Below are 24880 nucleotides of genomic sequence, written 5' to 3' on the forward strand. Positions count from 1 at the left end.
ACGTCTATTTATCCGTCAGGCTCTGATATAACCTGCTTGTTTCCGGCTCTGGCTGATGTCCCAGATCCTCATTTAATGTCAATGTAAATGAATGATACAAACGAAGTATGCCTTGCTGATCATCCATGGATGCATACACTTCCATCATGAGTCGGCAGATCTCTTCCGAATAAGGCTCCCGTTCCTGCAATATCGTTAATTGCTCAATCGCTTCCTTGCCACGCCCATGCTCCATGTCCCATCTCGCGATATCCATAACCAGCGCTGTATACTTGCGTCTGAGTTCCCTTGCTTTGGCCTGTGCCCAACGATAATCATGCTCTTCCAGATAATCGCCACGATAAAGCGGAATCATATGCTTCAAGTCACCAATATTGTCTGATGTGATGACGTTGTAGACCATGGCTTTTTCAAATTGATCCACATCACTTACCAGATTGCCTGATAACAGACGATAACGGTTCATATTGTACTCCAGCTTGCCTGTCATGTTCCATTCCTTAAAAAGCTTTCGAATCTGGTACACGGAAGTATGTAGATGGGTTAATCCCTTTTCCTGGGAAACATCACCCCATAGCTTATCCAGCAGAATCTCCTTGCTTACCCATTCTTCCCTGTGATGAAACAAAAAAGCAAACAATTCCTGTGATTTGGTTGTTCGCCACTTATGTTTCTTGGCACCCTGATCCAAACTTCTGTAGATATCCAGATGTTTGAACGTTAGCAGCCCTGGAACTTCAGTATCCAGCTCCACAGGTACGGGCTCCGATCCCTGTACCTCGGCGGTGGCTGCAATTTGGGAATGATGCGACATTATGCCCGCGATTCGATCAACGGTTTTGGCCAATCGGGTCGAGCTTACCGGTTTCAGTACATAATCCAGTGCATGCAGTTCAAATGCTTCCACTGCATGGTCCGCATAAGCCGTAACAAAGATAATACGAATACTCTGATCCAATTGCTGTATATATTCAGCCGCTTCCAGGCCATTCATCTCCGGCATTCCAATGTCCAAAAATACAACATCTACACGTTCCTTTGCCAGAAAATGCAGACCATCACGAGCTGTCGAAAAACATTGCACGGGTGTAATTCGTCCGTCCGTTCGTAGTAGTCGCTCCAGATGAAGCTGCGCTGGCTTCTCATCATCGATCACAATGGCTCTCACCGTTCTTTCAGCCTCCTGCCATGAAAGATTCAATTAGAATGCCGATTTTATCGGCATCCGCTTTATTAGTCTGTTAACCATAATTGCTTAACTCGGCACACTATTTGGCATAATCCACCTTTTGCACAGGGATGCGGAACCGAATCTGTGTGCCTTTACCCACATGGCTATGAATCTCCAGTCCCTGACCATAGAGGGACATCAGGCGACGGTTTATATTTTGCAGCCCGACACCTCCAGGACCTTCGGTGTTCCCAGACTTGACCTGAGCCATACGCTCGGGAGGGATACCCACACCATCATCCTGAACCTGTACAACCACATGCTCACTCTCTTTGAAAATCCTAAGATGAACTGTCCCGCCGGTTGCCCGCTCCATCACGCCGTGTCGAATGGCATTCTCCACAAGTGGCTGGATACTTAGAGGTGGCAGATAGAGCTGCACATCCGGTTCCACCTCATATTCAACCACCAGTCTTTCCTCAAATCTGGCCTGTTCCAGATGCACATACGATTCCACCAATTCCAGCTCTTTGGTCAAAGGAACAAGCTGCTCCCTGTTCTGGAAGTCAAAACTTCCGCGCAGGTAATGACTGAGTTCAATCAGCAGATCGGTTGCTTTGTCCGGATTCACTGCACAGGTCGCGATAATGACATTGAGTGCATTATATAGGAAGTGAGGCTTGATCTGGGCCTGCAAAAAGGCCATTTCGGTCCGGATAGCTTCCTGCACCGAACTCCGCATTTCAATTAACGTCCGAACTCTGGCTCGCAATTCACCAGCATCCACCGGTTTGCTCAGAAAGTCATTGGCTCCCGCCTGAAATCCGTGTTTGATATCCTCAGGCAACCCTCGAGCAGTGAGCATCAGAATCGGCAACTCAGACAAGGAACTGTGCTCGCGCAACTTGCGACATAACTCAAGCCCGGACATCTTAGGCATCATCCAGTCCGTAATAACAAGATCAATGGACGGGAATTCTTCACGGAGTTTCAATGCAGTGGGCCCGCTGTCCGCTGCAATCACACGATACCGTTCCGTCGATAACAGGTTAAGCAAAACCTGTCGATTGACGGGATCATCGTCTACAATCAGAATCGTGTGCTCGGATTCTGCAAGATCTTCCTGCTCATCTGACTCTCTTGTCACAAACTCCTTTGCCCCCGCCCCCTGTGCAGCAACATATCGTGCCACAGTTGGTTTCGAATGAGATTGCAGCAGAGGCAACTTCATCACAGGCAGGGTGAAATGAAAGATCGAACCTTGCCCCGGCTCCGATTCAACCCAGATCTCACCACCGCCAAGTTCAACGAGTTTTCGCGTAATACTCAGACCCAGTCCGGTTCCATGATTCAATCGCTCAATCGTGCCGTTACTCTGCTCATACGCCTGGAAGATATCCTCCTGTTTGTCCAGGGCAATACCTACCCCTGTATCAGCGACTGATACCTTCACCCAATCCCCTTCAACACTAGCGTACAATCGAATCTCACCCTGCTCAGTATACTTATAGGCGTTACCCAGCAAGTTATACAGAACTTGCCTTAGGCGATCTTCGTCTGCCTCAACAAGTGGCAAGGACTGGGGCCATTGTTGAATCAATATAACCGGCTTGTCTTCAAACGTGAAACCCGAGACTTCAACCACAGTACGAGCAACGGATTCCAGATCAACAGCTACCCGTTTCAACTCAATTTCACTATTTTTTAATTTGGCAAAATCCAAAATGTCGTTAACCAGCAGTGACAGGCGCTTGCCGGTTGAAGTAATCATGGACAGATTTTTGGCTTGCTTGGGCGTAACTGCTCCGGCAGCTCCTTCCAGCATCGATTGCGCAATATTAATAATGCCGTGCAGGGGAGTTCGCAGCTCATGCGACGTGTTCGCCATGAACTCGTCCTTGAGGCTGTCAATGGCAAGTAATCGCTCCGACAGGGCTTCCACGTCCCGGAATGATTGTGCGAAACGGATTGCGGTCACAATCATCTGGGCAATTACAAATAATAAAAGTTCAATCAGCGCGAAGAATGCTGTGTCTACGGCAGTAAACGCACCAATCGTGTGTAGCACAACAACCATGAGTATGCTCATCATGCTCACCAGTGCAAAATGGCTGTCATTGGGACGTCCTTTTAACCAATAGAACATGGCTCGCAGTGAATAGAACATGACAACAAGCGAGATCAGCAGCATAGGAATCTCAAAAGTCGAGAAAAGCGTCGGAGGAAGCGTTAGACCCACAATGGTTTGGGCAACGATTAGCACGACAGCCAATCGAACAAACCACTGATGAACCGCTCCCGGTACACGGGCATCCATATACCGAAGTAAAAAGTAATACGCAAAGGCTGAACTAAGGAGTTGAATCCGAAGCATCTCATTATTGGTCAGGAACGGTACAAACGTTCCCAGTAACTTCTCCCCATGGGTCAAAGCGTATACCGCACCAGAAAGGCTGAATAATCCGAGGAAACGAAGCTCCCTCTCCGTACGCCTTAATCTGAACAGAAGCAGAAAAAAGGCGGCTGGCAAGATAAAACCAAATAAGGTCATCAGATCCTTGAGCCAATCTTGTTGCTGGCTTTTCAGAATACTATGCTCGTCTCCAAACAAAATGGGCGCCACAATGCCCCCGGAAGAATAACTATAGTTCGATACCTGAATGATAATGTCAGCCGTGTTGCCATCAATGGACGTGAATCCCGTAAAGGGCAGATTTAATTGTAAATCTGTTCCCGGTGTCATTCCTGGCAGGCCTTTGCCGCCAATCTCTTTACCATCAATAAATACCCGGTGTGCCATGCGTATATTCCGCGTGCGTATACCATAATCGTTTTTCGTCGTTCGGGGTGTAAGCTGGACTTGCAAATGATAGGTCCCATACCCATGCGCTTGCCCCAGAGATTGGTTCCATCGGGCCGGAACCTGAGTACCAGACGAAGCAGGCAATGGCTTACGGCCAGATACACTCGCTTCAATATCTGCCGGGCTCAGCAACTGACCGGGGTAGAAATCCCAGTCTCCCTTTAAAGACGCTGCACCCATACGATCAAAGTTCCATTGGGTCAGGTCAATTTTTCCATCCATAGCCTGGGGATTACCACGCTCGTTAATTAACGTCTGGGCAATCCAGCCTAGCGGAACAATGACAATACATATGAAGCTTATGGTCAGCATAATCCAGTGTTTTCTCATCTATGTATTCCTTCCATCCACAATGGCGAGAGACGTCTAATTTTGTCGATTTATCACTAAAATTCATGTTACACGTTTCTGGTGCTCACGGAAATAGTTTCCGTATCATAATCGGTCAAATTCGTTATAATTTGAAGGATCTCTATCTGTTTTCGCCAGCTCTTGGTACACCAAGAAACCCCAGGCCGAATTTCACCGGAATGAACGGGCGAAATTGCCTGGGGTTGATTGAATGAAGATTTATTTAACAACTTGGGCAAGCTTCTGAACGATTCCGGCCCATCCCTGTTCCATACGTTCGCGTACGATGGCGTGGGCCTGTCCAAACTCAGTCAGTTTATCCGCATCCCAACCGCTGTGAATCAGTGTGAAATCCGTACCTTCGGGCTGTTCATTCAGTTGGAACGTCAACGTCCAGTCCTTACCCCAGCGGAATGACAGCTTGTGCAGCGGAAGAACTTCCGTCACCTGACATGGTGATTGGCCGAAGGGGCCTGCTTCCAATATAAACTCATGACCCTCCACAGGTTCCAGATTGCCCGGCATGAACCATGCACCCAATCCTTGCGCTGTCGAGACCATCTCCCACACCTTCTCTACAGGTGCATGAAGCAATAGTTCCTCCCGGATATCCGGTAATGCACTTGATGATGATTCCAATCGTATCGCCTCCTTGGATATATTTATTCATTGTTTGAGATTTTAGGATTCATATCAAATGGGTTCACATAACGACCAAAAAAGGTGTTGACCCCAACTGTGACACCACCCATAATTGGAATATACTACATATAAGGTGCGTGATTTCTATGATAGTCTGCTCTGAAAAATCCAATTCCAACCGTTGCCGGAAGGGATTATTTTAACGTATTCCCTTCCCCTTTTGCAATTCATTACATCAAAATGTGGGGGATACTTACACGATGTCTTTCAGTTATTATGGTCCATTGTGCACTGCCGTTTATGATCTAACCAAACCCGTGGGACACTCCTTGGGAGGAGACATCGAATTCTATCGTCACTATCTTCAGCGCTGCAAAGGACGGATCCTTGAAGCCATGTCGGGATCAGGCCGAGTGCTCATTCCTTTGCTTGAGGCAGGCCTGAAGGTGGATGGACTTGATTATTCAACCGATATGATTGACTCTTGCCGTTCTCGTTGCACCGAGCGGGCATTACCTATACCTGAGCTGTTCGTTGCCGATCTGGAGAAGCTTGACCTTCCATATCGATACGAGGCAATTATCATTCCCGGAGGTTCTCTGCTCCTCATCCAAGACAGACAGGCGTCGATTAACGTATTACGTAATCTATTTCAGCATTTAGAACCTGGCGGCAAGCTCGTGTTTGATCTGTTTCTGCCCGATGTGACACAACCCTCTTCTGTGGAAACATCAACCGTTTCATTACCGGATGGCGATACAATCACGGTAGAAGTGAAAAACATTGAAGTGAACCTTCTTCAACAGTACAAAGTGAGTCTGATCCGCTACGAACAATGGCATCAGGGTTCTCTTGTTGCTACGGAGCTGCAACAACTCACTCTACGTTGGTACGGCATAGAAGAGTTACGCCTAATTCTCGAAAACATTGGTTTCTCTGACATTAAAGTGTACGCCGATTTCAACCCGAATCAGCCACCTACACAGTCGAATCAAAAATTCGTCTATGAAGCAACTCGAAGAACGTAGTCATCCGTAATTTAGTCTACATGCTTCTCATCATACAAATCAGGCCACAGCATGAGTTTTAACCCATGCTGTGGCCTGATTTACTATATAAGATTTGCAATAACATTTACACGAGAACGCAGAGGACAGAAATAGCCTGAAGAAGCGACGCTACAAGCTTTCTGCAAGAAAGCTGCATCGAAAGCATACACTTCGCCTTTATCCTCAGATTTGCACCTTTGAAAAAGTGAATCAAAAAATCTGAGGATAACAGCGATCGGAAGGTTATTCTGTCATCGGAGTGGCAAGTGTAACTGTTAGTGCAAATTAGTATCCACGAGAATATTGCTCCGCAATGGCAGCTTGATCCTTGCTGACACCCAGTTCCAGAGCGGCATGGTTCGCCCAGTACGGATCACGCAGCATGCCTCTGCCCACGGCAACCAGATCCGCGTCGCCGTTTCCAATCACCGCCTGAGCCAATGCTGCATCCTCCAGCATACCCACTGCGATGACAGGAACGCTAAGTTCTTCACGGAAGCGACGGGCAAATGGTACCTGATACCCCGGATAGTTCCCCGGTTTCCGCTGTCCCGAAGGTCCTTCGCCACCTGAACTGATATGGAACATGTCCACGCCTGCGTCTTGGTAAGCACGAGCGATATTGATCGTATGGTCGATATCATACCCGCCATCCGCGTATTCGACAGCCGAAATCCGCATAATTAGCGGCATATCTGCTGGCATTTCTTTTTTCACTGCCCGAATGACTTCAACGCCGAAACGGGACAGATCCTGCCCATATACATCCTCACGATGGTTCATCAGCGGGGAATGGAACTGGTGGATCAGGTATCCATGGGCACCGTGCAACTCAATGGTATCGACTCCAGCCTGGACTGCGCGGCGAACACCGTCTGCGAACTTCTGCACCATAGCTTCTACCTCTTCCGTACTTAATGCACGAGGTTCCTTGTACTTTTCTCCCGGGAATGTGACTACCGAAGGAGCAACCGGCTGCGCTGCATCCTCTGCTTTTCGTCCTGCATGTGCGATCTGAATAGCTACTTTGGAGCCGTAGGCATGAATTCCATCTACAAGTTTGGTGAAGGCAGGCACATGCTCATCTGACCATATACCCAAGTCATTATCCGTAATACGACCATCCGGATCAACATCGGTCATCTCGATCACGATGAGTCCTGTTCCTCCAACCGCACGGCTCACATAGTGAACCTGATGCCAATCGTTCGGAATGCCGTCCTTCGCAGTGACAGAATATTGGCACATTGGTGCCATGACGACACGGTTATTTAATTGCAGACTCTTGAATTGATAAGGGGAAAATAATTGCTCAGTCATCGTTGCTGCATCTCCTGTTCCTTGATCATGATATATATGAAGCCTTCCTTATTTGTCTAAGTCCGAAAACAGTTTTCCGTTCTTACCGTAATTGTCCTTCTCCAAATCCTCAATGAAGATAAAGACTTTGCTCGGATCAACATCCAGTGTCTCACAAGCCACCTGAGTCATACGTTCAATCAACTGACGTTTCTGCTCAACCGACTTGCCTTCCAGTACCTTAACCGTGATAAATGGCATGTCTAGAACCCATCCTTTCTTCATCATTTATTATGAACCTGACGTATGGAAACACAAGTACGTACATTTTTGTGCCTTGGTACCCTTTTTGATACCTAGTCATCCTCCTATTTCCGATCTACCCCATTCTGGAAATGACTGCAAAACATGATATGATAACCGTAGAGAACCACAATAATTACTATACCCAATTTACATAAGTTGTGACTAACGGTTACACGATAACGGAGAGGGCAGAAATAACCTGTAGAAGCGGAGTGTTCGCCTTTATCCTCAGATTTTCACCTTTGTAAAATTGGATCAAAAAATCTGGGGATAACAGCGATCAGAAGGTTATTCTGGCCTCATAGTGGATCAGTGTAAAAACAAGTAGCTCAACTTAAATACTACTCAAGCTAGGGAGAGGTTATTATATGAAAGATATATTAATTCAAAGACTGAGTACTTATGTTCAGATGGATACCCAATCCGATGAAAATAGCGAGACATGCCCTTCCACACACGGCCAACTGGCCTTGGGCAAACTGCTCGTTGAAGAATGTACCTCCATTGGTCTGCAAGATGTGACGATGGATGAGAATGGTTATGTCATGGCTACACTGCCATCCAATACCGACAAGGATGTTCCCGTAATTGGTTTCCTGGCTCACCTCGATACAGCGACCGACTTTACTGGCAAAAATGTTAAACCACAGGTTATCGATAACTACGACGGTGCTGACATTGTGCTGAACTCGGAACTGGATGTAGTGCTGTCCAACAAGGATTTCCCGGAACTGCACGAGTATAAAGGCCACACCCTGATCACAACCGATGGTACAACGTTGCTTGGTGCAGATAATAAGGCAGGCATTGCCGAGATTATGACCGCGATGGCCTATCTGATTGAACACCCGGAAGTGAAACACGGTAAGATTCGGGTTGCTTTTACCCCGGATGAAGAGATTGGCCGTGGACCGCACAAGTTTGATGTAGCTGCTTTTGGAGCCAAATATGCGTACACAGTCGATGGCGGACCGCTTGGTGAACTGGAATACGAGAGCTTTAACGCAGCTGCCGCTAAAATTACAGTACGAGGCACCAATGTGCATCCCGGAACAGCGAAGGATAAGATGGTGAACTCCCTGAAAATTGCGATGGAATTGAATCGACGCCTGCCTGTGGAGGAAGCTCCTGAATTCACGGACGGTTATGATGGTTTCTACCATTTGTTGTCTCTGGAGGGTGACGTTGAACTGACAAAGATGAGCTACATCATCCGTGATTTCGACCGGGAGAAGTTTGAAGAGCGCAAAACAAATCTATTGAATATCGCGAACGAACTGAAGACCAAGTATGGAGAGAAAAGCATCACGGTTGAATTGAATGACCAGTACTATAACATGCGTGAGAAAATTGAACCCGTACGCCAGATCGTGGACATTGCCCATGAAGCCATGACACGATTGGACATCGAACCTGTTATTCGCCCCATCCGGGGAGGAACAGACGGTTCCCAACTATCCTATATGGGCATGCCCACACCAAATATCTTCACTGGTGGTGAGAACTACCACGGCAAATTTGAATATGTATCGGTAGACAATATGGTGAAGGCCACCCGTGTCATTGTAGAGATCGCTCAATTGTTCGAGCAGCGCGGAGATATCTAATCCACTTGACGTGCAGTACACAAAGAATACAAAGAGTACCCCTTCGTATATTCGGGAGGGTGCTCTTTGTTATGCCATATTGTATTTTGTTGTACCGCGTCATGTCGTACAGATATGCTGGCTTGATCTTTATTTTAGATGCCATTACTCATATATATTGCCCCCCGCGATGGCACGCAACTGTTCCAGATCACAGATCAGAAGCTTACGCTGCACTTTGCGAATAATATTTCGATTACACAGATCTTGAACAACTCTATTAAGATGTCTATAGCTGGTGCCCAGCATATCGGCCAGTTCGGTGAGCTTGGAAGTCTGGATCTCTTCCGAAGAAGACTCGTCCTGGCCCATTGTGGACAACAGATAGCTGGCAAATCGACTCTCGACCGGATATAACATATTCAGACTCGACAGGTTGGAAAAGGTATACAATTTGTGCGTAACTTGGCTCAGCATAAAGTGGAGAAACTTAGGGTTCTCTGCATAGGTATTCTGGAGAGCGCGATAGCTGATACCCAGCAGCAGGCTTTTACTCACAGACTCTACCGTATTCATAGCCTCCTTGCCATTTACCAGTTCCAAATCTCCCACAAGCGCAAGTGGTGTACTGAAACGAAGCAACAGAGACTTTCCGTTAGGCAGGGTGGTATAGATCTTGAGCTTGCCCTGCACGAGAAAATACAATCGCTCGGGTCGCTCACCTTTGGCACAGATCATCTCGCCCTTCGCAGCCTCAAGTAGTCGCAACTCAGCGAGTGCAGGCTCGTCCAGCACCTGATCCAACCCATTCTCACGGGCGAGTTGCCGCACAAGTCCAAAGTCCATGATTTCTTTCATTCCGACTTCCCCTCCGTTGTCGTATATAACCTATGTAAAAGGACATATGTCCTATATTTGATATACATCCGTACAAATATCTTGATATAAAAATAGTTACAACTAACACTTATATCCAATAAATCATTTCAAATGGTAAATACTTTAAAATTTAATCATAAAATGTTCATTCTTTCATGCAAAATGCCGTTCACGAAAAGTCATTTCCGTCCGATGAAAGATAGAGCATTCCATAGATCGTTAAAAATAATACATTCAAATATTGAAAGGATGGTCCTCTTCCATGAACGTTGTAGATGCCCTGCTTAAAGTAATGCCTTATATCAGCAAGATCCTTAGAGAACCAGCTAGTTTAACTGTATATGATCACGAAAAGGTATTGGAGGTTATTACCACCGACAAGTTTGACCTTGGTTTTGAAAAAGGAATGCCACTCTTGGAATCGTATCAAAACTTTTCCATCTTAAAAAACGGAAGAGAAGCTACTCTCGCTACTCTCTCCAAGGATGTTTATGGTATCGAACTGGATATTCTGAACATTCCGATCTTTGATGATCACCAGAAAGTTGTTGCTGTTTTCTGTGTATCTTACGACCAATCTAACCAGAACCAACTTGAGGATATTATACAAGAAAATCAAACCATCAATGGTAACCTCGTTGATATGGTGCAGCATGTCGCTGCTCATGCCGAAGAATTGCAAGCAACCAGTGAACAGATCTTGCAGAACACAAGACTTGCTGTTCAGAACTCTTCCCAAATCAACAAAGTAGCCGGGTTCATTCGTGAAATCTCTGAGCAAACCAACTTGCTTGGCCTGAATGCCGCTATTGAAGCCGCTCGTGTTGGTGAAGCTGGTGCCGGCTTCGGTGTGGTTGCTTCCGAAGTACGCAAACTCTCTGTGGATGCCAAACAAGCTACAAGTGATATCGATACCAGTCTGAGAGATGTACAACAGGTCATCAAACAAATGGAAGTTGAAGTCTCCCAGATTGCAGCCTCTTCACAGGAACAAGCAACGCTTGTATCCTCCTTTACGGATGTGATTGAGCAGCTTAATGAAACAGGGGAGCGAATGAAAGCTCTGTCCGAACAACTGATCAGCTATTCCGTTAAAAAGTAATGCAACAAACAGGACTCGGGTTGCCCATGATGGATAATCCAAGTCCTGTTTTTTTGTTATGTCCATTTGTATATAACCAACGGTATTCAGATGAAATCTTAATTGGCTACATGTATTGATTTATCTCCAATAACCTCTTCTTCCGACTGCCAGCATTCGACTTCACCCGGAATATGAATCCGGTCCCGGGTAAAGACGGGATCACGTCCTTCAGCCTTCTGTTTCTTGTAGTCCTTCAGCGCTTCAAAGGTTACCTTGGACAGCATCAGGATGGCAATCAGGTTCACCACCACCATCAGCCCCATGAACAGGTCAGCCAAATCCCACACTAGCTGAACTTTGGCAACGGCGCCAAACACCACCATCGCGATGACGCAAATACGGTATACCCACAGCCAAACTTTGTTGGATTTGATAAACTCAATGTTGGTTTCTCCGTAGTAATAATTTCCGATTAGTGTACTGAAGGCAAACAGGAACACCATAACCGCCAGAAATCCCGATGCCCATGAACCAATATGTACACTTAATGCTGCCTGAGTTAATTCAATGCCACCCAGATCGGAACCTTTGTATACCCCGGATAACAAAATAATCATGGCAGTGCTTGTACATATCACTAACGTATCTGTCAGCACACCAAACGCCTGAATAAGTCCCTGTTTCACCGGATGTGTTGTATCCGCCGTTGCAGCAGCATTCGGGGCGCTACCCATGCCTGCCTCATTGGAGAACAATCCGCGTTTCACACCGTTCATCAGTGCAGCGCCCAACGTTCCGCCAGCAACCTGTTCGATGCCGAAGGCACTTTTCACAATTAACGCAATCATGGCCGGAAGCTGGGTAATGTTCGCCAGCACCACAAAAGCCGCTACCCCAATGTACAATACGGCCAGTACAACGACGATGTATTCCGACGCTTTTGCAATCCGTTTGACACCGCCCATAATAATTCCTGCAAATATCACAGCCATAATGATACCCACCGTTAACCGATCCGTACCAAATGAGTTCTCAAATGCAACGGTAATCGTGTTAGACTGCACCGCATTAAAGACCAATCCAAATGAAAGCGTAATGAGAACGGCAAATAAAATCCCCATCCAGCGTTTGCCCAACCCACGTTCCATATAATATGCCGGACCCCCACGGAATCCACCTTTATCCTTCACTTTATAGATCTGGGCCAACGTACTCTCCACAAAACTGGAGGCTGATCCGATAATTGCAATGATCCACATCCAGAATATAGCACCAGGTCCCCCCAGTGCGATAGCCAGTGCAATACCGGTAATATTCCCTGTACCTACACGGGCCGCCATACTAATACAGAACGCCTGAAAAGGTGAAATTTTGCCTGGTTCCTTGCTTTTCGGCTCTAGAAGCACCTTCACCATATCTCCAATCATGCGGAATTGCATGAACCGGGTCTTGGTGGTGAAGTATATACCACATACTACCAATAGTATAATTAACACTTTGGACCATAGAAAATCATTGAAAATGACGACAATATCTTGTATTGTTTGCTCCATCGGTATGCCCCTTTTTATGGTGTATTTCAAGCACAGAGATGGACACGTGAAAAGTTTGTACCATTCTGCACAACACTAGCCCCAGACTTTGGGATGTTACTTATACTACAAGGGCATCTACGGAAATCGACAAATACCTACATGCAATTTATACATTTATTTTAAAATCGGGCTTTGACCGCCCAATCATTGTCATTTAACCTGACATGTCAGGTTCTATGCAAGAAGGAAAGGAACGATTACACTGGAACGAGAGTTCATCGCGGCGTTAACCGCCTTTACCATAGATTTATCAATCACACCATTCACAGAGAAAGGGAATGACTGACATGCGTTATTTTATCGTGGATGATGATCCTGGCGTTCGTTCCATGTTGATGGATATTATTGAGGATGAAGGCCTTGGCGATATTGCCGGGGAAGCTGAGGACGGAGCACATATTCACGCGGAACTGTTGGAACTGCATAAGGTGGATGTCCTGCTGATTGATCTGCTGATGCCCCAACGAGACGGGATTCAGACTGTGCGAGCGCTTGAAGGAAGGTTTGAGGGCAAGATCGTCATGATCTCCCAGATCGAGTCGAAAAATATGATCGGTGAAGCCTATTCACTAGGCATTGAATATTATATTACGAAGCCGATTAACCGGCTGGAGATTCTATCTGTTCTGCGGCTGGTGAGCGAAAGGCTGCGGATGCAGCAATCCATCGCAGATATCCAACGGACATTACAGGGATTGTCCGGTTTGAATTCTACCGAACGTGCTGCGGCTCCGGTTCCGGACAAAACAATCACGACTGCAGGACATTTCCTGCTGTCCGAGATGGGCATGATCGGTGAAGCGGGCAGCAGGGATCTGCTGGACATGCTGGAATATCTGGAGCAGGTAGAGACAGATGAGCATAAGCTGTCCCCCTATACGTTCCCATCTCTCAAAGACATCTTTCAGAACGTAGCGATACGCAAGCTGGGAGAGAACGCCACACTTGCAGAGATTAACAAGGAGATCAAGGCATCGGAACAACGTGTTCGCAGGGCCATCTTCCAGACGCTGAGCCATGTGGTTTCTCTGGGATTAACAGATTATACACATCCCAAGTTCGAGAACTATGCATCCAAATTTTTCGATTTTACCGAAATTCGCAAGAAAATGCTGGAGCTGCAAAACAATGTGGAGCCTTCCTTGTCCCAGACACGCATTAATACAAAAAAGTTCGTACAGGTATTATATTTGGAAGCCAAACGGTTGCTGCATTAAACAGATGCATGATGGATACGATGCAAAAACAAACGGGCATGAATATGACGCCGGTAGGATACCGCCTCTTCAACTGAGGCTGTCCATACCGGCTATATTCATGCCCGTCTGTACGATCAAGCGTTACAATCTATGTGATTTGTTCCATGTATAAAATTTAAATCGCTTTGGGTTCAGGCCCGTGAATGGTTTCGGCTAATTCGGTTATACTCATTAATCAATTCGTCCAATGCCATAGACTGCCGAATCACATCGGGATGCCCAAGACCACCCTTGTTATGCTCTACCAGCATATGAAGGTTATGTCTGGCCTTTTCTATTTTAATTTTCAAATCCAAACTCATAACCATGACCCCTGATACCTCCTTATTCTGTGAACCATTTTAGTTTTTCCTGTCAATCTATAGTTGGATTAACATATGGCATAGGAGACAAGGATGTTTTGTATTCTTCTCCAAATTTTGATAAAGATTATTTTATCACACAAGAGCTTATCCGAAAATGGCTGATATGACGCAATTTTAGTGGTATTATCGAGGGTTGGATTCTAGCGTCTGACCTCATCATTCACGGCCAGAACGGATTGTGTCGTAAATGTGTATATTAAAAAAACAAAAAGTCTATTGGTTCAAAAGGTAATAAAATCCCTTTCCATAATGGGGTCATTCAGGTACAATAGGGCGATGTGTGTGTCCGGACCCGGCGGATACAAATGATGTAATTTAGAGGACGGCCAACGACGGCCATTGATCCTGATTTGATATTATTGGAGGCTTATCATCACCATGCAGACCGATTCACAGACCAAAGTCAAAATTGTTAACGCCGATCCCAGCGCAATGGGATTATTTGGGTTGGCTATCGTAACCCTGGTCGCTTCTTCCCAAAAGCTTGGCATCACAGATGGACTTAGCTACGCTATTCCTTGGGCGATCTTCCTGGGCGCTTTTGCCCAGTTATTCGCATGTATTCAAGATTCCAAACGCAACAATACTTTTGGCACAACAGCTTTTGGTGCGTACGCATTCTTCTGGTTTGCAATGGCTGCCAACTGGATGATCAAAATGGGCGTATTTGGCTCCACTCTCGCTGAACAGGCCGATGGCAAGCAGCTCGGATTTGCTTTTGCCGGATACCTCGTATTCACCCTGTTCATGACGATCGGTGCGATTGAAGCGAATAAAGTATTGCTTATCATTTTCATTCTGATCGACTTCTTGTTCCTTGGCTTGACGTTTGACGCTTTCGGCGTAGCTCCTCACATTTTCCACACCATTGCAGCATACGCTGAAATGGCTATCGGAATTGTGTCCCTGTATGGTACAGGTGCTTCGGTACTTAACGCTCACTTCGGCTATGCGTTCTTGCCGATCGGCAAACCGTCCGGCATTTTCAAGCCCAAGGCTTAATATACAGCAGTAAACCGCCAGCGCGCCGGTCCGCGCCTGGCGGTTTTTTTGCAGTCCAAACTTCATTTGAATATGGTTCTGACCGACACTTATACTAAAAGATACTATATAAGTCAAACTAAACATTTACACAGAACGAAGAGGAGAGAAATAACTTGAAGAAGCGGAGCGTTCGCCTCAAAGCTTTCTGAAAGAAAGCTGCATCGGAAGCATACGCTATCCCCGGATTTTCACTCTATAAAAAGGAATAATAAAAATCTGGGGATAACAGCGATCGGAGAGTTATTCTATCATCGGAGTGGCCGATGTAAATAATCTTTAGTTGAACTTATGTCACAGCAGCCATACTGTAAGGAGGAAAAAAGCATGAGAGAGATACCGAAACCAACGGAGATGGATCAGGTGGAGAAAAAATATGTACGCGAAACACGTTGTTTCAAGACGGCAAGGGTGTTCCCAACCGATGTCAACAATCATAATACGCTATTCGGCGGGAAGCTGATGTCCTACATCGATGATATTGCATCCATCGCCGCTTCCAAGCTATGCCGGGTCAATACCGTAACGGCTTCAACCGACTCCGTCGATTTCCTGTACCCGATTAACCCAACGGACTCGGTTACGCTTGAATCGTTCGCGTCCTGGACAGGACGAAGTTCCATGGAGATTTTTGTGAAGGTGATTCGAGAGGATCTGAAGACCGGAGAGAAGAAAATTGCGGCGACTGCATTTCTGACCTTTGTAGCCCTGGACGAAAATAATCGTAAACTGATCGTACCTCGTATTATCCCGGAGACCGAAGAAGAAAAGAAACTATACGAGACCGCTCCGGATCGGGCGGCCATGCGGAAAATGCGGCGGGAAGAGAGCAAGAAATTTGCTGACTTCCTGACCGTTACTTATCCTTGGGAGTAAGAATACGCTAAATATGCACAAGCTTAAACAACGATTTATCGGGACGATGCCGGATAGATGGACACCGCTCTGTTATCCGGCAGTTCGCCACCCATCGAGACACACCACTGTTGATAGATACGATACGCTGCACCACTCTCCAGCAACCCCTGACAAGTGTATATGCCCTCTTCGATGGAATTCACACGCCCCGCCGCATACAAGCGGAAACCTCCATTTAACAAGACCTGATTCACAAAAGCAATATGCCCGTCACCACATAATACACTTTCCACCACTTCGAGCTGCTTGGCAGCTGTCCATACCAGTTCAGGCACAGGCATATCCAGTTCATAAGCTGCGGGGTCAATCAGTTCCAGCTTCATCTCTCCGTCTTCTACTGCGTATACGCGGGTTGGCCGATCAATATACAGATCCTCAGAACCTTCCATTCCCTGTACAACATAAGCACGGCGATAGTTAAACCGGGTGAGCAGCTTCGCAATCCGATCCAGAAAGGTATTATGAAACACACCAAACACCAAATACGGTGAATGGTTATAATCAATGAGTTTCTCTGCTGTGTTAAACACCGTGCGGAATCCCAGCTCTTCCCGTAACGGACGAAGCTTGCGAAGAGGCTCACACCACTCCTCGGAAGATACGTACATGACACCTGAACGGAGCGCAGCACCTCGGGCATCTTCCCGATCCATCTTACCGGTATCTATTCCTGCTTCCTTCAACAGTACCGACAGCGTAACGCCCCACTTGGGCGGTAAAGGATCACTCCCGTGCAAAGTCACCGGCAACCCGGCCGCCGCGAGTACAAATGCAACCGGAAATGTGGCCATGAACGACTTTGTCCGTCCATCATAAGGACCGGCGCAGTCCAATCCATCCTGAAATATGGAGAAACGTTCCGCACTGTTACGACATGCATGAACAAAAGCTTCCAGTTCCTCAACGTTTTCCATTTTCATTCGTTCAGCCATGAGAAACGCAGCCGTCTGGGCAGGGGAAACCTCCTGTTTCAGGATTTTCTCTGCAACGGTCAGTGCTTCTGTATAATTCAGATCACGCGAGCCTCGTTTTCCACGTCCGACCTCTCGAAGTATGTGAGACATATCCATGGAGAATTCTCCTTCCAAATTAAGACTGGAGCAGTTGATGTGCCTTCACAATTGCCGTAGCTACATCGACCATCCGTTTGCGTTCATCCATCGCTTTCTTACGTAACAGGTCATAGGCTTCGGCCTCGGAGATCTGCTTCAGATCACTAAGAATGGCCTTCGCCATATCAATCCACTTTCGATCCTCCAGCCTGGATTGCAACTGCTTCCGTTCTTGCTCCCACTGTTTACGTTCCATGTAGCGCCGAGCTGCAAAGTGAAGCGTCCAGTGGATCTCGGGCCCGGTCATGGATGGTGTAAGTATCCCATCAAATGAAGTTTCGACCTCGCAGGATTCTGCGGAGGAAGAGGCCGTATCTGGCCCACACCACCAGAGCAGCGGGGAATCAGCCTTCCCCTTTCCCAGGCAGTTCACCCAGTACTCCACATCAGCCAGCGACAGATGCAAGATGGACGCTTCCGCCTCACGGGCGAGCTTCAACGCTTCCGCTTCACTACCTGCCACCTGTACATGGTACCCGTTCGCCCCCAGCAGTCTCTCCGGTGTCAGAGGGATTGCATCGGACGAATCAGCTATCGTCGACTGTATACGAATGACCAATAAAGATCGCATGATGGAGCAATCCCTCCCTAATTACGTATAATTAGAATCACATTATTTAAAGCGTTAACACAAGAAAGCGCTATATATGTTATATTACCTGACAAAAAAAACAGATCAATCTGATTTTATAACTGATTTCGAGATAATAAATACAACAATCATGACGGATCGTCCTAGTAGCCCAAAAGAGTGAAACACTAATTATGATACGTTTTCTATGCTTTTTGTAGTGCCCAGTGCACTATATTTCACCAAAACATTCATTTTCATGAATATATATCCTTAAAACCTCTTCGATCATTCGTGTTCCAATAAATTCATGTAAACATAATTAACTTTAAATTTCAAATACTTTTTTATGTTAACTATCTTGACATGAATGGATCGATCTTTTATAGTTAAGCCATAACAACTCCATATTTGAATCGATCACAGTTACAACGGCGTAGCTGGTTGAAACGGCAATGAAGCCTGTTTTGCAATCTCGGAGCAAGGGATGCGTATGTATATGCGCAGTCCTCCGAGGCATAACAGGCTTTTTCGATTTTAGAGACAAGGTTTTGAGGCAGTTTGCAGAATGGACCTAAGGGGGCTAATCATAATGAGTACAACGAAAAAACTGGTGCTGGTCGGCAATGGCATGGCGGGAATCCGCACAATCGAACATATCCTTAAGCTTGCTCCACACGCTTATGAAATTACAGTCTTCGGCGCAGAGCCGCATCCCAACTACAACCGGATCATGTTATCTTCTGTACTGGCTGGCGGAACATCCATCGAAGATATCGTAATCAATGAGTGGAGCTGGTACGAAGATAACGGCATTCGGGTGTACCCGGGTGACCCGGTCGTTCAGATCGATCCCAAGCGCAAAGAAGTTGTATCTCAAAATGGTGTACGCGCAACCTATGATGAGCTGATTATGGCAACCGGTTCACAAGCGTTCATCCTCCCTCTTCCCGGCGCTAACAAGGAAGGCGTTATCGGATTCCGCGATATTAAAGACTGCGAGACCATGATGGCAGCATCACAAAAGTATCGCAAAGCTGCCGTTATTGGAGGCGGATTGCTAGGACTGGAAGCAGCGCGGGGGCTGCTCAATCTGGGCATGGATGTCACGGTCATCCATATTAACGGTCATCTGATGGACCGGAACCTGGATCTCCCGGCAGGACTGATGCTCCAGCGTGAGCTTGAAGAGCAAGGTATGAAGTTCCTTTTGAACAAACATACCGAAGAAATCACAGGCAAACATCGAGTAAAAGCCATTCGTTTCACTGATCAAACGGTACTTGAAGCGGATTTGGTTGTCATGGCTGTCGGGATTCGCCCTCAGATTGAACTGGCTCGCAATACCGGCCTCGATGTGAATCGTGGAGTCATTGTAGATGATTATATGCATACCAGCATCCCTGGTATATCTGCCGTCGGCGAATGTGCAGAACACCGCGGTATTGCCTACGGACTGGTTGCTCCATTATATGAACAAGGTATGGTGCTCGCAAAACGCCTGGCTGGTGCGGCAACCGAAGGATACGCAGGTTCGGTCACGTCCACGAAGCTCAAAGTATCTGGTGTGGACGTATTCTCTGCCGGACAATTCAAAGACGCTGCAGACACTCGCAGCATTCGCATTCAGGATGACGTTGATGGTGTGTACAAAAAGATGGTGATTAAGGATGGGCAGCTCATTGGAGCTGTATTGTTTGGGGATACCACGGATGGCGCATCGCTGTTTTCTCTCATTAAGAGTGGAGAGAACATCAGCGGTCGGGAGAAAGAAATTTTGCTCGGTGTACCTTCCGGTGGTTCAGGCTCGGGTCCATCTGTCGCAGAACGCATGGCAAGTATGCCAGATGACGAGATCGTCTGTGGGTGTAACGGTGTTACCAAAGCTTCCATCGGGGACGCTGTTCTGAATAAAGGCTGTAATACACTCGGTGCAATCAAATCCTGTACCAAAGCTTCCGCTTCTTGCGGTGGATGTAAACCGCTTATCGAAAACCTGCTCACGTATTATGCCGGTGATAATGTAGGTGAACAGACCAAAGAAGGCATATGTGGCTGCACATCCTATGATCGGGATGAGATTGTTGCACAGATCAAGGAAATGGGACTCAAAAGCGTGAAGGAAGTGATGAACGTTCTCGGTTGGAATGAGCCGGAAGGTTGCTCCAAGTGTCGTCCGTCCCTGAATTATTATCTCGGTATGATCTGGCCGGCAGAATACAGAGATGAGCGTGTATCCAAATTCACCAATGAACGTTATCACGCCAACATTCAGAAGGACGGTACCTACTCCGTTATTCCAAGGATCTATGGTGGTGTTACTTCTCCAGCGGAATTGATCAAAATTGCAACTGTCGCGGAGAAATACGATGTACCGATGGTGAAGTTTACAGGCGGACAACGGCTCGATCTGCTCGGAGTACAGAAAGAGAACCTTCCGAAGATCTGGGAAGAGCTCGATATGCCTTCCGGTTTCGGTTATGGCAAGGCGCTGCGTACGGTGAAGACTTGTGTAGGTAACACATTCTGCCGATTCGGAACACAGGACTCCATCGAGATGGGGATTCGACTGGAGAAAAAACTCGACAAAATGGTTGCTCCGGCAAAAGTGAAACTTGCTGTATCTGGATGTCCGCGGAACTGTGCTGAAGCAACCATCAAGGATCTGGGTGTTGTCGCCATCGATGGTGCATGGGAGATTCATGTTGGTGGTAACGCCGGAGTTAAAGTTCGCACAGCTGAGTTGCTCTGTACGGTGAAAACTGATGCGGAAGTGGAAGAGTGGACCTACTCTTACCTGCAATATTATAGAGAGAACGCAAAATGGAATGAGAGAACAGCGGCATGGATTGAACGGGTAGGTCTGGATCATGTGAAGGAAGCATTGGCGGATCGGGATGTACGTCTCGCTCTGATCGAACGCCTGGAAGTTACGCTGGGTCACACGGTTGATCCTTGGAAAGAAATCATTGAAGACGAGAAATTGCGTAAAAACTTCACCCCACTGTCCGGTGCCGAGCCGGTAACTCACTAGAAACGGAGGAACAGCGATGAACAAATTCCGGATTGGACACTTGACGGATATTGATGAAAAGGGTGCACGGACCTTCCTGATACAGGATACCGAAATTGCAGTCTTCAAACTGAGCGACGGGAGTCTGCACGCCGTCGAGAATCGCTGCCCTCACAAGGGCGGCAAGCTGTCGGAAGGCATGGTATGCGGGACAGCGGTTCATTGTCCTTTGCATGATTGGAAGATTGATCTGCGTAACGGTAAGGTACACGAGCCGGATGAGGGCTGCTTGAATACCTACAAAACAGAAGTGGACGGCAACAGCGGAGAAATCTTCATCACAATTGCGGGTTAAAGGCTAGAGATACCCTGACATCAAGGAGGCGTGCGCTATGGATTTTGTTAAACCTGCAGAAGTGCTGCAATCGATGGTCGAAGCTGGTGAGAGCAAAGCCAGAATGAATCGGGTACAGATGCTGATCCGCGGTTTTCTGGCAGGGGCTATCCTCGCCTTTGCAACCACATTGGCATATACAGCTGTATCTCAAACTTCCGTTGGTTTGGCAGGTGCACTGATATTCCCGGCTGGATTTGTCATCATTATTCTGCTGGGTCTCGAATTGGTGACAGGAAACTTTGCGATGCTTCCACTCGCAGTGTTGAAACGCAGAATTACATGGATGGATATGCTCCGAAATTATTTCTGGGTGATCACAGGACATCTGCTCGGATGTGCATTCTATGCTCTGTTATACGGCTTGACCATTACCAAGATGGGTACGGATATGAACAACCCTCTAATTCAAACGCTAATCCAGACCAGTGAAACCAAAACATTGGGATATCAGCACTTGGGCGGGGCTGGCATTGTACTGGTCATCATCAAAGCCATTCTATGTAACTGGATGGTCACACTCGGGGCAGTGATGGCAATGACGTCCACTTCTACACTGGGCAAAATCGTAGCGATGTGGCTGCCCATTACGATATTTTTCGCTCAGGGATTTGAGCATGCTGTGGTAAATATGTTCGTCATTCCGGCAGGCATGATGCTCGGTGCACAGGTCAGTATGGCTGACTGGTGGCTGTGGAATCAGATTCCGGTATTGCTGGGCAATCTCATAGGCGGAGCCGTATTTACAGGCCTCGGTCTATATGCTGCACACCACTGGGGAAATCCGGTAAAGCTCTCGTCCAAACTGGCAGCCATTCAGGGTGGTCGTTCAGGATTGGCAAGTTCTGATGCTGCACCGAAATTGGGGACACGATCATGAGCCGGGGCCTGGTTAGTATTGTTGGCGCTGGTCCTGGAGACCCGGATCTGATTACGGTAAAAGCCCTGAAACGTATTCAGTCGGCAGATGTCATTATGTATGATCGGCTTGTGAATGATCAATTGCTCGCTGAGGCTCGCGAAGGAGCAATCCGCATCTACTGCGGCAAAGCCCCAGGGCTTCACTCCATGAGTCAGGAGATGATTGGACGGATGCTGGCTGCACATGCAGCAGAAGGCAAACAAGTTGTACGACTCAAGGGAGGCGATCCGTTTATCTTTGGCCGTGGTGGTGAAGAAGCGCTTGTGCTGGCGGAAGCAGGGATTGCATTTGAGATTATTCCTGGCATCACTTCGGCTGTTGGCACGTCCGCTTCCTCCCTTATTCCGTTAACCCATCGCGGGATCGCTTCATCCTTCGCATGTGTCACGGGAACTGGCAGTGACGGAAGTGTATCATCGGTTCGCTGGGACCTACTCGCCCATAGTGTAGATACGTTGGTCATCTACATGGGTATTAGCCAACTGTCCCAGATCCAACATGAATTGCTTCACCATGGGAAAAGTGGACACACCCCTGCGGCTCTAATCGAACGGGGAACCACTTCGGAGGAACGCATTATTACCGGCACACTTGCCGAACTCCATTCCCTCGCCCTGTCACATCAAGTGAATAACCCGGCATTAATTATGGTCGGAGAGTCCGTCCTGATCCGCGAACAACTGCTTCAGATGCAACAGGCCGCTAATGCCTCCATGACCGGATAATCCGGTACTTTAATCCAACAGCATACGCTCGTGAATAGTCCGACCCTTCTGCCCTGGTTCAATCAGCAGACGGGTCGGTTTGATGTTAATCAGCGCCGTAAGTTGCTCTCCCATATAATGCGCAGAATATTTGAACCCAATCTCCGCCCAATGCATGATTACGCCTACAGTTGCAGATACCAGATAACTTAACATGATGTCGTAATTAATAGTCCACTCACTATCCTCGGTCACCAATACAAAATCTTCGGTTAGATACGTTCTAAACATATTGCACAGCCGGGAACCCATATCCGAATGCATCGTTATTAATGCACGAAAGATATCCTGATGGGCTTCAATATATTCGAATACAGGCATCGTGGATGGCAGCAACACAGTCATGTCCACTTCCTTAAGCTGTGCGTATGGTTCTGCATAAGCTCGCCCCACTCCCTGCATGAAATCATCCAGAATGAACTGCAACAACTCCGGTTTGCCGGGAAAATGTAAATAGAAGGTTCCACGGTTGTAATCCGCCCGCTCCGTAATATCCCGGATTGTGAGGGCATCCGCTCCCTTCTCCAATATCAAAGAAACCGCCGCAGCGATGATCGCATCCTGTGTTCTTCGTGCTCTCCGGTCCTGAGGATGTTCAATAATCAACATTTTCGCCTCCTTTGTTCATTATTGTAATATAAATAAACACCGCCTACACCTCTGTCCGATAGCTGACATATGCGCTGTCAATGATTATTGTCACATTGCTATGTATATCTTAACATTGAGACAGGAAAGATAGACGACAGGTTGAAACTTTTTTTGAGAAATACCTGCCAATAATGAATAAGGAGCGAATATATCATGAGTACAACGTATACACATACAGCCGTAATTACAGGAGCAGCCGGAGGCATTGGTAAAGAATTGGCACGCCGCCTTGCAGAGCGCAAAATCAACTTGGTTCTGGTGGACCTGAATGAAGAAGCCATCCAACAGACGATTACTGATCTGAACCTCGACAAAGAGCACGTCATCGCCGTAAAAGCAAACGTATCCCAGGAAGCAGACGTGAAAAACTATGTGCAAAAAGCACTGGATGCATTTGGCCGAATCGATTATTTTGCCAACAATGCCGGAATTGAAGGTCCAACAGGGCTGATCGAAGACCTGAGTGTTGAAGCACTCGACACTGTATATAACGTCAACATTCGTGGCGTATTCCTGGGTCTGCAAAATGTCATTCCAGTGATGAAAAAACAAAAATCCGGTGCGATTCTAAATACCTCTTCCCTTGCGGGTCTGATGGGCGCACCTGCCGTATCTCCATATATTATGTCCAAACATGCCGTAGTTGGTCTCACGCGTACCGCTGCAAATGAATTGGCACCTTACAATATCCGGGTTAACGCTGTATTGCCAGGCACAATCAACACACGTATGATGCGCCAAATCGAAGCCAATTCCGGCAACGTGGAAGATTATCAATCTGCTACGGTATCTGCCATTCCAATGGGCCGTTACGGTGAACCGGAAGAAGTCGCTGCGGTGATGAACTTCCTGTTGTCCGAAGAAGCATCCTATGTAACAGCTTCCCTCTACACTGTAGATGGCGGTATGATGGGTCAATAAGAAGCTGTAAACTGAGAGTTACACCGACAAGTATCCCCCAAGGGATGCCTGGTCACTACAATCTAAAAAAGGCCTCAACACCACAGAACGTGGAGTTGAGGTCTTTTTTACAGTACGATACTTA

22 protein-coding genes are annotated in these 24880 nt (G+C 47.0%); 11 read left to right on the top strand and 11 right to left on the bottom strand.

The features are described 5' to 3' along the window. Positions 1 to 4: 4 nt before the first annotated feature. From IFU39_RS23775 to IFU39_RS23785, 3 genes are all read right to left on the bottom strand, one after another. A complete protein-coding gene (locus tag IFU39_RS23775; RefSeq protein ID WP_192135235.1) occupies positions 5 to 1168 on the bottom strand; it encodes a response regulator in 1164 nt (387 codons plus the stop codon). 100 nt (positions 1169 to 1268) lie between these two features. Then, positions 1269 to 4364, bottom strand: a complete 3096-nt coding sequence (locus tag IFU39_RS23780; protein WP_192135237.1) for an ATP-binding protein — start codon at positions 4362 to 4364, stop codon at positions 1269 to 1271. A 240-nt stretch (positions 4365 to 4604) separates the two neighbouring features. Continuing rightward, positions 4605 to 5024, bottom strand: a complete 420-nt coding sequence (locus IFU39_RS23785) for an SRPBCC family protein (protein ID WP_197997899.1) — start codon at positions 5022 to 5024, stop codon at positions 4605 to 4607. A 263-nt stretch (positions 5025 to 5287) separates the two neighbouring features. Between IFU39_RS23785 and IFU39_RS23790 the strand changes: the two genes are divergently transcribed. Next, positions 5288 to 6055, top strand: coding sequence for a class I SAM-dependent methyltransferase (locus IFU39_RS23790; RefSeq protein WP_091012505.1), 768 nt, complete (start codon positions 5288 to 5290; stop codon positions 6053 to 6055). A gap of 306 nt (positions 6056 to 6361) precedes the next feature. Here the strand turns inward: IFU39_RS23790 and IFU39_RS23795 are convergent, their stop codons facing one another. Further along, positions 6362 to 7396 (bottom strand): NADH:flavin oxidoreductase/NADH oxidase, encoded by a 1035-nt coding sequence (locus tag IFU39_RS23795; RefSeq protein ID WP_105600414.1) that lies wholly within the window; start codon positions 7394 to 7396, stop codon positions 6362 to 6364. A gap of 48 nt (positions 7397 to 7444) precedes the next feature. After that, on the bottom strand, positions 7445 to 7636 hold the full coding sequence (locus IFU39_RS23800; protein WP_017691642.1) for a tautomerase family protein: 192 nt from the start codon (positions 7634 to 7636) through the stop codon (positions 7445 to 7447). Positions 7637 to 8049: 413 nt separating this feature from the next. Between IFU39_RS23800 and pepT the strand changes: the two genes are divergently transcribed. Further along, the gene (gene pepT / locus IFU39_RS23805; RefSeq protein WP_091012501.1) at positions 8050 to 9288 is read left to right on the top strand and encodes a peptidase T; all 1239 of its coding nucleotides are present in this window, start codon (positions 8050 to 8052) and stop codon (positions 9286 to 9288) included. 144 nt (positions 9289 to 9432) lie between these two features. Here pepT and IFU39_RS23810 read toward each other — a convergent pair whose 3' ends face one another. Continuing rightward, on the bottom strand, positions 9433 to 10125 hold the full coding sequence (locus IFU39_RS23810; protein ID WP_105600416.1) for a Crp/Fnr family transcriptional regulator: 693 nt from the start codon (positions 10123 to 10125) through the stop codon (positions 9433 to 9435). Between the two features lie 664 nt (positions 10126 to 10789). On the opposite strand from IFU39_RS23810, the gene IFU39_RS33615 reads away from it, so the two are divergent. After that, entirely contained in the window at positions 10790 to 11248 is a 459-nt protein-coding gene (locus IFU39_RS33615) for a methyl-accepting chemotaxis protein (protein ID WP_244661104.1), read from the top strand. Positions 11249 to 11346: 98 nt separating this feature from the next. Here IFU39_RS33615 and IFU39_RS23820 read toward each other — a convergent pair whose 3' ends face one another. Next, on the bottom strand, positions 11347 to 12783 hold the full coding sequence (locus IFU39_RS23820; RefSeq protein WP_192135241.1) for an alanine/glycine:cation symporter family protein: 1437 nt from the start codon (positions 12781 to 12783) through the stop codon (positions 11347 to 11349). Between the two features lie 329 nt (positions 12784 to 13112). Here IFU39_RS23820 and IFU39_RS23825 point away from each other — a divergent pair, with 329 nt between their 5' ends. Beyond that, entirely contained in the window at positions 13113 to 14042 is a 930-nt protein-coding gene (locus IFU39_RS23825; RefSeq protein ID WP_091012493.1) for a response regulator, read from the top strand. 173 nt (positions 14043 to 14215) lie between these two features. On the opposite strand, the gene IFU39_RS23830 is transcribed toward IFU39_RS23825, so the two are convergent. Then, positions 14216 to 14392 carry an aspartyl-phosphate phosphatase Spo0E family protein gene (locus tag IFU39_RS23830; protein WP_091012492.1) on the bottom strand — a complete coding sequence of 59 codons (177 nt, stop codon included), beginning with the start codon at positions 14390 to 14392 and terminating at the stop codon, positions 14216 to 14218. 435 nt (positions 14393 to 14827) lie between these two features. Between IFU39_RS23830 and IFU39_RS23835 the strand changes: the two genes are divergently transcribed. Together IFU39_RS23835 and IFU39_RS23840 are read left to right on the top strand one after the other, a co-directional pair. Further along, the gene (locus tag IFU39_RS23835) at positions 14828 to 15451 is read left to right on the top strand and encodes an acetate uptake transporter (protein ID WP_091012490.1); all 624 of its coding nucleotides are present in this window, start codon (positions 14828 to 14830) and stop codon (positions 15449 to 15451) included. A 402-nt stretch (positions 15452 to 15853) separates the two neighbouring features. Next, the gene (locus IFU39_RS23840) at positions 15854 to 16366 is read left to right on the top strand and encodes an acyl-CoA thioesterase (RefSeq protein WP_091013218.1); all 513 of its coding nucleotides are present in this window, start codon (positions 15854 to 15856) and stop codon (positions 16364 to 16366) included. Between the two features lie 35 nt (positions 16367 to 16401). On the opposite strand, the gene IFU39_RS23845 is transcribed toward IFU39_RS23840, so the two are convergent. Next, positions 16402 to 17478, bottom strand: coding sequence for an anthranilate phosphoribosyltransferase (locus IFU39_RS23845; RefSeq protein ID WP_091012489.1), 1077 nt, complete (start codon positions 17476 to 17478; stop codon positions 16402 to 16404). Positions 17479 to 17497: 19 nt separating this feature from the next. Then, positions 17498 to 18091: an ANTAR domain-containing response regulator gene (locus IFU39_RS23850; RefSeq protein ID WP_091012487.1), complete on the bottom strand. Its 594-nt coding sequence runs from the start codon at positions 18089 to 18091 to the stop codon at positions 17498 to 17500. Between the two features lie 592 nt (positions 18092 to 18683). On the opposite strand from IFU39_RS23850, the gene nirB reads away from it, so the two are divergent. Genes nirB through cobA form a run of 4 tightly spaced genes read left to right on the top strand, consistent with a single transcriptional unit; the run spans position 18684 to position 23145 of the window. Beyond that, positions 18684 to 21125 carry a nitrite reductase large subunit NirB gene (gene nirB, locus IFU39_RS23855; RefSeq protein WP_192135244.1) on the top strand — a complete coding sequence of 814 codons (2442 nt, stop codon included), beginning with the start codon at positions 18684 to 18686 and terminating at the stop codon, positions 21123 to 21125. A 16-nt stretch (positions 21126 to 21141) separates the two neighbouring features. Beyond that, a complete protein-coding gene (nirD, locus tag IFU39_RS23860; RefSeq protein ID WP_091012484.1) occupies positions 21142 to 21459 on the top strand; it encodes a nitrite reductase small subunit NirD in 318 nt (105 codons plus the stop codon). A 37-nt stretch (positions 21460 to 21496) separates the two neighbouring features. Continuing rightward, positions 21497 to 22378: a formate/nitrite transporter family protein gene (locus IFU39_RS23865; protein ID WP_192135246.1), complete on the top strand. Its 882-nt coding sequence runs from the start codon at positions 21497 to 21499 to the stop codon at positions 22376 to 22378. Next, positions 22375 to 23145: a uroporphyrinogen-III C-methyltransferase gene (gene cobA, locus IFU39_RS23870; RefSeq protein WP_192135248.1), complete on the top strand. Its 771-nt coding sequence runs from the start codon at positions 22375 to 22377 to the stop codon at positions 23143 to 23145. Before IFU39_RS23865 ends, cobA begins: the two co-directional genes overlap by 4 nt. Positions 23146 to 23154: 9 nt before the next feature. Here the strand turns inward: cobA and IFU39_RS23875 are convergent, their stop codons facing one another. Then, on the bottom strand, positions 23155 to 23790 hold the full coding sequence (locus tag IFU39_RS23875; protein WP_181155513.1) for a TetR/AcrR family transcriptional regulator: 636 nt from the start codon (positions 23788 to 23790) through the stop codon (positions 23155 to 23157). Between the two features lie 198 nt (positions 23791 to 23988). Between IFU39_RS23875 and IFU39_RS23880 the strand changes: the two genes are divergently transcribed. Further along, on the top strand, positions 23989 to 24756 hold the full coding sequence (locus tag IFU39_RS23880; RefSeq protein ID WP_091012476.1) for an SDR family NAD(P)-dependent oxidoreductase: 768 nt from the start codon (positions 23989 to 23991) through the stop codon (positions 24754 to 24756). Positions 24757 to 24880 lie beyond the last annotated feature (124 nt).

It is taken from the genome of Paenibacillus sp. CFBP 13594, assembly GCF_014842675.1.
Classification (GTDB): Bacteria; Bacillota; Bacilli; order Paenibacillales; family Paenibacillaceae; genus Paenibacillus; species Paenibacillus amylolyticus_B.

Coding starts and splice junctions, on each gene's coding strand:
- IFU39_RS23780 (WP_192135237.1), bottom strand. CDS start 4,364: ATGAGAAAACACTGGATTATGCTGACCATAAGCTTCATATGTATTGTC.
- IFU39_RS23790 (WP_091012505.1), top strand. CDS start 5,288: ATGTCTTTCAGTTATTATGGTCCATTGTGCACTGCCGTTTATGATCTA.
- IFU39_RS23795 (WP_105600414.1), bottom strand. CDS start 7,396: ATGACTGAGCAATTATTTTCCCCTTATCAATTCAAGAGTCTGCAATTA.
- IFU39_RS23800 (WP_017691642.1), bottom strand. CDS start 7,636: ATGCCATTTATCACGGTTAAGGTACTGGAAGGCAAGTCGGTTGAGCAG.
- pepT (WP_091012501.1), top strand. CDS start 8,050: ATGAAAGATATATTAATTCAAAGACTGAGTACTTATGTTCAGATGGAT.
- IFU39_RS23810 (WP_105600416.1), bottom strand. CDS start 10,125: ATGAAAGAAATCATGGACTTTGGACTTGTGCGGCAACTCGCCCGTGAG.
- IFU39_RS33615 (WP_244661104.1), top strand. CDS start 10,790: ATGGTGCAGCATGTCGCTGCTCATGCCGAAGAATTGCAAGCAACCAGT.
- IFU39_RS23820 (WP_192135241.1), bottom strand. CDS start 12,783: ATGGAGCAAACAATACAAGATATTGTCGTCATTTTCAATGATTTTCTA.
- IFU39_RS23825 (WP_091012493.1), top strand. CDS start 13,113: ATGCGTTATTTTATCGTGGATGATGATCCTGGCGTTCGTTCCATGTTG.
- IFU39_RS23830 (WP_091012492.1), bottom strand. CDS start 14,392: ATGGTTATGAGTTTGGATTTGAAAATTAAAATAGAAAAGGCCAGACAT.
- IFU39_RS23835 (WP_091012490.1), top strand. CDS start 14,828: ATGCAGACCGATTCACAGACCAAAGTCAAAATTGTTAACGCCGATCCC.
- IFU39_RS23845 (WP_091012489.1), bottom strand. CDS start 17,478: ATGGATATGTCTCACATACTTCGAGAGGTCGGACGTGGAAAACGAGGC.
- IFU39_RS23850 (WP_091012487.1), bottom strand. CDS start 18,091: ATGCGATCTTTATTGGTCATTCGTATACAGTCGACGATAGCTGATTCG.
- nirB (WP_192135244.1), top strand. CDS start 18,684: ATGAGTACAACGAAAAAACTGGTGCTGGTCGGCAATGGCATGGCGGGA.
- nirD (WP_091012484.1), top strand. CDS start 21,142: ATGAACAAATTCCGGATTGGACACTTGACGGATATTGATGAAAAGGGT.
- IFU39_RS23865 (WP_192135246.1), top strand. CDS start 21,497: ATGGATTTTGTTAAACCTGCAGAAGTGCTGCAATCGATGGTCGAAGCT.
- cobA (WP_192135248.1), top strand. CDS start 22,375: ATGAGCCGGGGCCTGGTTAGTATTGTTGGCGCTGGTCCTGGAGACCCG.
- IFU39_RS23880 (WP_091012476.1), top strand. CDS start 23,989: ATGAGTACAACGTATACACATACAGCCGTAATTACAGGAGCAGCCGGA.